Genomic DNA, 6,272 nt, shown 5'->3' on the forward strand with positions numbered 1-6,272 from the left:
TATGAAAGCAGAAATTACTTTAAACCTTCGTACTCGTGAAGTGCATAAATTATTTGAGAGAAAAATCAGTGGTGAGAGGTTATTTATTGAGGCTATTTTGCATAAAATTAATATCGTCATTGGGCGATGCCGCAAGCAAGATCCAGTAGCCCTTAAAGTACTGTACGAAATGGAGCAACAGCTCCATGTATTAACTCAGGAATATGCTTCTGAAATTGAGCGCTTTGAAGAGCTTCTTTCTAAAAAGAAAGAATTTAAAGACAAAAAAATCAATTTTGTGGTGCAATTTCATCCAAAGATCACAGTCAGTAATCCAATCAGTATGAAGCTGGCTGAGTTGTTGGAAGTTTATGACCGACTCATTGCGATTTTGAAATTACTTCGGCTTACTGGGTGTTTTGATACAGATGAAATTTATTTTAGTAACATTAAACATCATCAAAAATCCACCAATCAAGTGCTGAGTAAAATTCTGCTATATAATTTTGAAAAACCAATTGTATCTTTTTGTACAAGAGATAAAGGGTATGTTGCTCTTTAGCTTAACAACAAATTAAGTAGAGATTGGAAACAAACTTGAGTTACTTACCATAAGTTAGTTTTCAATTTTAAATTTTGGGACGCCCTATGATTCATGCTATTATTTGTTTCTTTTAATTGAATAAAATTATAAGTTGGTAGGTGAGGTGATTTTTCATGACTCAACAGATATTGTATCTAGAATCATTGCCTCTTCATGCCTATCAAGACTTAAATCTCGCAGTTTTCGTAAAAAATTTGAAAGGATGTTATCTCTGGGGAAATGGTTTTTTTATTGGCAAATCAGCGGGATTTAAATCACTTAGCGAAATTTATAATAAGCAGGATTATCATTTTGCATGGCACCCTTATGCCGATGAACTCAGAACAAATGATCAATTGTTATTTGAAAGTGGTCAAAGTTTAAGTGCCTATGAGCAAGTATTACGTCATGATGGGACTATTGTAAATATAGTCAGCAAAAAAAGTCCTTTATTTGATAAAGAACTCAATCCAATTGGTCTAATTGGTTTTAGCATAGAATTACCTCAATCGAACATCATACAGACCTTAACTCCTCGAGAGTACAATACCTTATTGCTACTATCAGAAGGGCATACTGACAAACAAACAGCAAAAAAGTTAGGTATTTCCCCTAGAACCGTTGAAGCACATATTAATAACTCAAAACAAAAATTAGGCGTTAAAACTCGAGCAGAATTAATAGCCCAATTTTCGCGTAAGCATCCGTGATTTCACGAAGTGAAAATGAATGTCATGCTCCTTAAAATCACTCCACCTACAACAATAGGTTAATCATTATTTAAACCAATGGGAATTAAGGAATATGAAGTTAAACATTAAAACTTGTGCAATCATGATGAGCTTATCATTAGCAAGTCATATGGTATTTGCAGAACAAAACACGATAACTTACAAAAATATGCGTGGTTCAACACTAAAACTGAACTTCAGTAAACAAGATACTGTAACAGGAACATTTACAACTGCTGTCGCCTCAATGGACTGTCAGAATGTTATTGGTACGAAAAGACCAATTATAGGTTATATTGATGGCACGGCCATAACCTTCAGTGTTAACTACCCAACATGTGGCTCCGTAGTTACACTTACAGGACATATTAACCCGAATAAAGATACAATAGACACCATTGCCGTTATAGCACATCAAGCGTCTACCTTTACTGGGGGTCCAGGTTCTCAATTCATAACCCATGATACATTTATCAAAAAAAGTAAGGGTTAAATAAATTATTTGTGGTACCTAGCTGCGTCGCTGAGGATTTATTTCAGTGACGCAAACGATGGAGCATAACTGAAACAATTTTTACCTGAAGTTATTCAAATCCTCTCGCAGAAAGTCGTGAAGGAGTTTATTATGGGAAAATTTCGACACTCCTGAAGATAGGTTATGGAGTAATTGAATAACGACACTGAACTTGGATTTATAACGATGTTTTCAGGTAAATTATTTAGTAAAAGCGGGCATAATGAAAATTATTTTAATCTAGGAGGCCCCCGGAGCTTCCATAAATTCACACTTCAAGGAACAAACATCATTTTAATTGGTGAAGACCACGAACGTATGCCTAATGAGTTAGCAACTCAGTATATGAAGATGTTTAATCATTTTATTGAAAGAAATGAAGCAGTAAAATTATTTCTGGAGACTACAGGTGAAGATAAAAAATCATCTTCAAAAGGATTGAGTTTCCTCGACTGTATGCAACATCTTGACCATTCAAAAAAATTAGCTATCTTTCACGTAGACAAGCGATACTATGATGACCCATTTGGAAATTTCTTTTTCTTTTTAAATAAATTGGCCGAACTTGAAGGAACAATTATTGCAAAATATAAGGAGAAAAGAATCAAACCTCCATCACCTACTCCTTTTTTTAATACCCCAGAATTTTTAGACTCAGTTAACCAACTTTCTCAATTATATAATAAAAATTTTTGTTTGCTGGATTTGTATAAGTTACTTGAATCTCAACTTAAGATTTTAGAAGGATTGGTACAAAAATATGCTGAAGAAAATAAACAATTAGCTGACTATTTGACAGCCTGTTTACTTGAAGTTAATGATGCACTAGGATTGGCATTAAAACTTGAAGAAGAATATCGCTCAATGAATGGATTGAGCGATAAAATTCAAAACTGTTCACTTATTGATATTTGTATCAAGATGATGACTCACCAAGGTTCATTTTCTCCAGCGGTGGAGTGGCTACAGATTTATAATCTCTATGAAACAAGTTTCTTGGATGCAACTTTAATTTGTGACTTATGGGAAGCAATAAAAAACGGTGGTGAAAATAAATCTACTTTTATTTTAGTTTTTGGAGACAAACACATTGAAAGGTTATCTAATTTTCTAAAGATCATTGCCACGGAAGAAATATCAATTAAAGCCAATAAAGATGGCAAAGTAATTCCACCTAAATTCATGGAGGAATATCTTAACGATCATTTTGAGCATGCGCCATCAGAAAATAACTGTGTTTTAATGTGACACATCCATTAAAAACATTATATTAGGAATACCAATGATTAAAAAAGTTGCTTTTACGATGTACCCTGTTAAAAATATGGAACGAGCACGAAATTTTTATGAACATGTATTGGGAATTGATGTTAGTAAAATTTCTGCACAAGGAGCTTGGGTAGAATATGATTTACCAGGCGGAGGCTGCTTTGCTATTACCACATTAGCCCAAGATGTAACGCCCAGTGCTAATGCTGGTGGAAGTATCGCTTTTGAAGTAGAAAACCTGGAGGAATTAGTTAATAAGCTAAAATTACAACAAGTTCAATTCAAATTAGACATTTTCGCATCTCCTGTCTGTAGAATGGCTGTTATTCTGGATTCTGAGGGCAATGCTATCACCCTACATCAACTGCATAATCGCTAATTACAAGCGCTTCTGAATCCAAGGATCATTGAAATGACAAACACCTACATTATCACTGGCGCCGGAAAAGGTTCTGGCTGTTTTTTTGCAAAAACAGTTGCTGAATTGGGCCATGATATCGCTTTAATTTCCAGAACAGCTTCTGAATTAGAAAACCTAAAAATAGAATTACAACGTATTAATGCAAACATCAAAATCTCAACACATGCCGTTGATCTTTCTGATCCACTTCAAACTAGAAAATCCTTTGATATCATTCATTCTATCCATGGGCAAACGATCAAAGCAGTGATTTGCTTTGCTGGCTCATGGATAAAAAGTAAACCCATAGAATTATTGGAATCATCTGATTTTTTAGAAGGTTTGCAATCTAATTTTTTCTGCACGTTTAATACCATTAAAGAGACGATCAGAATTAGCAGTGGAGCATTACAGGGATTAGCAATTATTACGATCGGAGGCACCTCAAGTATCTGGATGAATCCAGAAGCGCCAGTAATGTCAGTTGCAAAGGGAGCAGTGAGCCATTACTCCCGGGTTTTGGCTAAACAATTACTTTCTAAGGGCATCCATGTCGCGCACTTAATCATTGATGGTCCTATTCTTAATGACAGAGGCTTAGCGCTTAATCCTGATTTTCAGGAAAACGAATTTATCAAGCCCGACTCCATTGCTCGGGAAATACATCATGTCATTAATCAACCTCATGATGCTTGGACTTTTGAATGGGATATTAGGCCATTTACGAGACATACAAAGCTAATTTAAATTCGAGAATGCAAGAGTGAAAAAAGATCAAAAACCCAATCCTCACATCATAGATAAAGCGAAACAAATACTTTCGGATTACTTTAACACGAAAATAGATATAGATTCAGTGGTGTTTTTAAGTGATCCTGAACGAAGAAACATTGTATTACGTCTAGGACTTTTACATGATTCTACAATAATTCCCAAGACTGTGATTTTGAAGCAATCCTTACCTGAAAAGGAAAATGATCAGGAAGCTTTTGCTCGATTTGCAAGAGATTGGTCTGGTCTTGAATTTGCATCAAAAATCCCCCAACGCACTCATAACACCCCTCTTTTTTATGGTGGAGAGAAAGAACATCGATTCATTTTAATCGAAGATTTGGGCATTAGACATGTGAGCCTAGTAGATTCGCTGACGCTTTCTAACCGAGATAAAGCGATTCGTGCGCTTAGTCGATTTATGAAAGCATTAGGAAGCTTCCATGCTGCAAGCGCTGGCCATACCCAGTTATATGAAACTATTTTAAGGCAAATCCATGGAGAGGACGATTCGCAAACATATGACCCAGCTCATGTCCTTAATGATTTAATTAACCGGTTAAAATCGGCTCACCAAACGTTAAATTTATCACTGTCAAATGAATACATTCATGAAGCTCAAAATCTTGTCAAGTCCATACTTAGCCCAGGACCTTTCACTGTGCTAACCCATGGCGATATTTGTCCAGACAATGTTTTCGACCATGAAGAGAACTATGAATTACAACTTATCGATTTTGAATGGGCCATTGTTGGAAATGCCTTATTAGATGGCACTTATTTGCGCATGAGCATGCCAACCTGTTGGTGTGCCAAAGCCATTCCTAAAGAGGTTATTGATTCGTTAGAATTGATTTATCGAAAAGAAATCATCAGAACTATTCCAGAAGCAAAAGACGATGCCATCTATCAAAAAGCCTATACAGAAGCCTGTGGCTTTTGGATCCTTCAACAAACTCTCCATTTCATAGATTCATCACTTGAAAATGACCGAGTGGGACCTTCTGGACCTGTTCCAGAAAATTCGCTATGGAAACCAGAAGAAAATTGGGTAAGACCGAGAGTATTATCTCGGTTACAAGCATTCATTGAAGTCGCAACATCTAACGGTTTATTGCCTCACCTAACACAGATGGCAAAAGCGGTATTAGATGAAATTCAAAAACGCTGGCCTAATGCAAAACCTCTAGAATTTTATCCTGCCTTTCAGTCTCCCAAATTTTATATCAGGGCATATAAACTGGGGGACGAGGCAGAAATTTATCAGCTTTTTTATGACACTGTCCATTCTGTTAACAGCAAAGATTACACTGAGGAGCAACTAGACGCGTGGGCTCCTAAAAATCCCGATTTAAGCAACTGGACAAATTCGCTCTCTAAAAACCAAAGTTTTGTTGCTATAGACACAGATAGTAGACGAATTATTGGTTTCGCAGATCTGGAAGAGAACGGTTGTCTCAATCGGGGATATGTCCATAAAGATTATCAGGAACAAGGTATAGGTAAAGCCTTGCTTATCGCTCGTGAAAATAGAGCTAGAGAGTTGGGTATTAAACAACTATTCTCAGAGGTAAGCATTACGGCAAAACCTTTCTTTGAAAAATGTGGGTATGTAACCATTAATGAACAAACAAAGGTGTTCAACGGTGTTTCATTTATTAACTATTACATGATTAAAGATTTAATCTAATGATCAATAATGACAATGTAAATAAGGAAATTATCAAATGGGGTTGCGCATACCTCTCATCCCACAACTATACGCTAAAGAGCAACCAGCCTGAAAATGTGCTTAACACACCTTGGTCCTATGTGGTTCGCTTTGAAACATCTGATGGTTACATCTATTTAAAGCACACACCAGCGCTGTTTGCATTGGAGCCAACAATTATCCAAATTTTACAAGAACAATTTCATGCCTCTGTTCCAATAGTTATCGCACGCAATACTGAATTAAATTGTTTTTTAATGAAAGATGCAGGTAATGTGTATTCCGGAGCGAAATGATCACCAATTCCGGCGGCA

At 36.1% G+C, this 6,272-nt stretch carries 8 protein-coding genes; all 8 read left to right on the forward strand.

What is annotated here, in order from left to right; genetic code table 11:
* Position 1: 1 nt before the first annotated feature.
* The 8 genes from CC34_RS0115415 (at position 2) to CC34_RS0115455 (ending at position 6,254) form a co-directional block, all read left to right on the forward strand.
* Positions 2-541 carry an AcaB family transcriptional regulator gene (locus tag CC34_RS0115415; RefSeq protein ID WP_080274267.1) on the forward strand — a complete coding sequence of 180 codons (540 nt, stop codon included), beginning with the start codon at positions 2-4 and terminating at the stop codon, positions 539-541.
* A gap of 155 nt (positions 542-696) precedes the next feature.
* On the forward strand, positions 697-1,272 hold the full coding sequence (locus tag CC34_RS0115420; protein WP_028379716.1) for a PAS and helix-turn-helix domain-containing protein: 576 nt from the start codon (positions 697-699) through the stop codon (positions 1,270-1,272).
* Between the two features lie 94 nt (positions 1,273-1,366).
* Positions 1,367-1,786 carry an avidin/streptavidin family protein gene (locus CC34_RS1000000116790; RefSeq protein ID WP_028379717.1) on the forward strand — a complete coding sequence of 140 codons (420 nt, stop codon included), beginning with the start codon at positions 1,367-1,369 and terminating at the stop codon, positions 1,784-1,786.
* Between the two features lie 207 nt (positions 1,787-1,993).
* A complete protein-coding gene (locus CC34_RS0115430; protein WP_028379718.1) occupies positions 1,994-3,055 on the forward strand; it encodes a hypothetical protein in 1,062 nt (353 codons plus the stop codon).
* Between the two features lie 34 nt (positions 3,056-3,089).
* A complete protein-coding gene (locus CC34_RS0115435; protein ID WP_028379719.1) occupies positions 3,090-3,455 on the forward strand; it encodes a VOC family protein in 366 nt (121 codons plus the stop codon).
* Positions 3,456-3,488: 33 nt separating this feature from the next.
* The gene (locus CC34_RS0115440; protein ID WP_028379720.1) at positions 3,489-4,223 is read left to right on the forward strand and encodes an SDR family NAD(P)-dependent oxidoreductase; all 735 of its coding nucleotides are present in this window, start codon (positions 3,489-3,491) and stop codon (positions 4,221-4,223) included.
* A gap of 16 nt (positions 4,224-4,239) precedes the next feature.
* Positions 4,240-5,937: a GNAT family N-acetyltransferase gene (locus CC34_RS1000000117230; protein ID WP_231957898.1), complete on the forward strand. Its 1,698-nt coding sequence runs from the start codon at positions 4,240-4,242 to the stop codon at positions 5,935-5,937.
* Positions 5,937-6,254: a hypothetical protein gene (locus CC34_RS0115455; RefSeq protein ID WP_028379721.1), complete on the forward strand. Its 318-nt coding sequence runs from the start codon at positions 5,937-5,939 to the stop codon at positions 6,252-6,254. The genes CC34_RS1000000117230 and CC34_RS0115455 overlap by 1 nt, the downstream gene beginning before the upstream one ends.
* Positions 6,255-6,272: the final 18 nt, after the last annotated feature.

The organism is Legionella pneumophila subsp. fraseri, from assembly GCF_000586315.1.
Taxonomy (GTDB): Bacteria; Pseudomonadota; Gammaproteobacteria; order Legionellales; family Legionellaceae; genus Legionella; species Legionella pneumophila_B.

Bases quoted from the DNA above. Each gene is read 5' to 3' on its own strand.
- CC34_RS0115415 (WP_080274267.1), top strand. From the start codon at position 2: ATGAAAGCAGAAATTACTTTAAACCTTCGTACTCGTGAAGTGCATAAA.
- CC34_RS0115420 (WP_028379716.1), top strand. From the start codon at position 697: ATGACTCAACAGATATTGTATCTAGAATCATTGCCTCTTCATGCCTAT.
- CC34_RS1000000116790 (WP_028379717.1), top strand. From the start codon at position 1,367: ATGAAGTTAAACATTAAAACTTGTGCAATCATGATGAGCTTATCATTA.
- CC34_RS0115430 (WP_028379718.1), top strand. From the start codon at position 1,994: ATGTTTTCAGGTAAATTATTTAGTAAAAGCGGGCATAATGAAAATTAT.
- CC34_RS0115435 (WP_028379719.1), top strand. From the start codon at position 3,090: ATGATTAAAAAAGTTGCTTTTACGATGTACCCTGTTAAAAATATGGAA.
- CC34_RS0115440 (WP_028379720.1), top strand. From the start codon at position 3,489: ATGACAAACACCTACATTATCACTGGCGCCGGAAAAGGTTCTGGCTGT.
- CC34_RS0115455 (WP_028379721.1), top strand. From the start codon at position 5,937: ATGATCAATAATGACAATGTAAATAAGGAAATTATCAAATGGGGTTGC.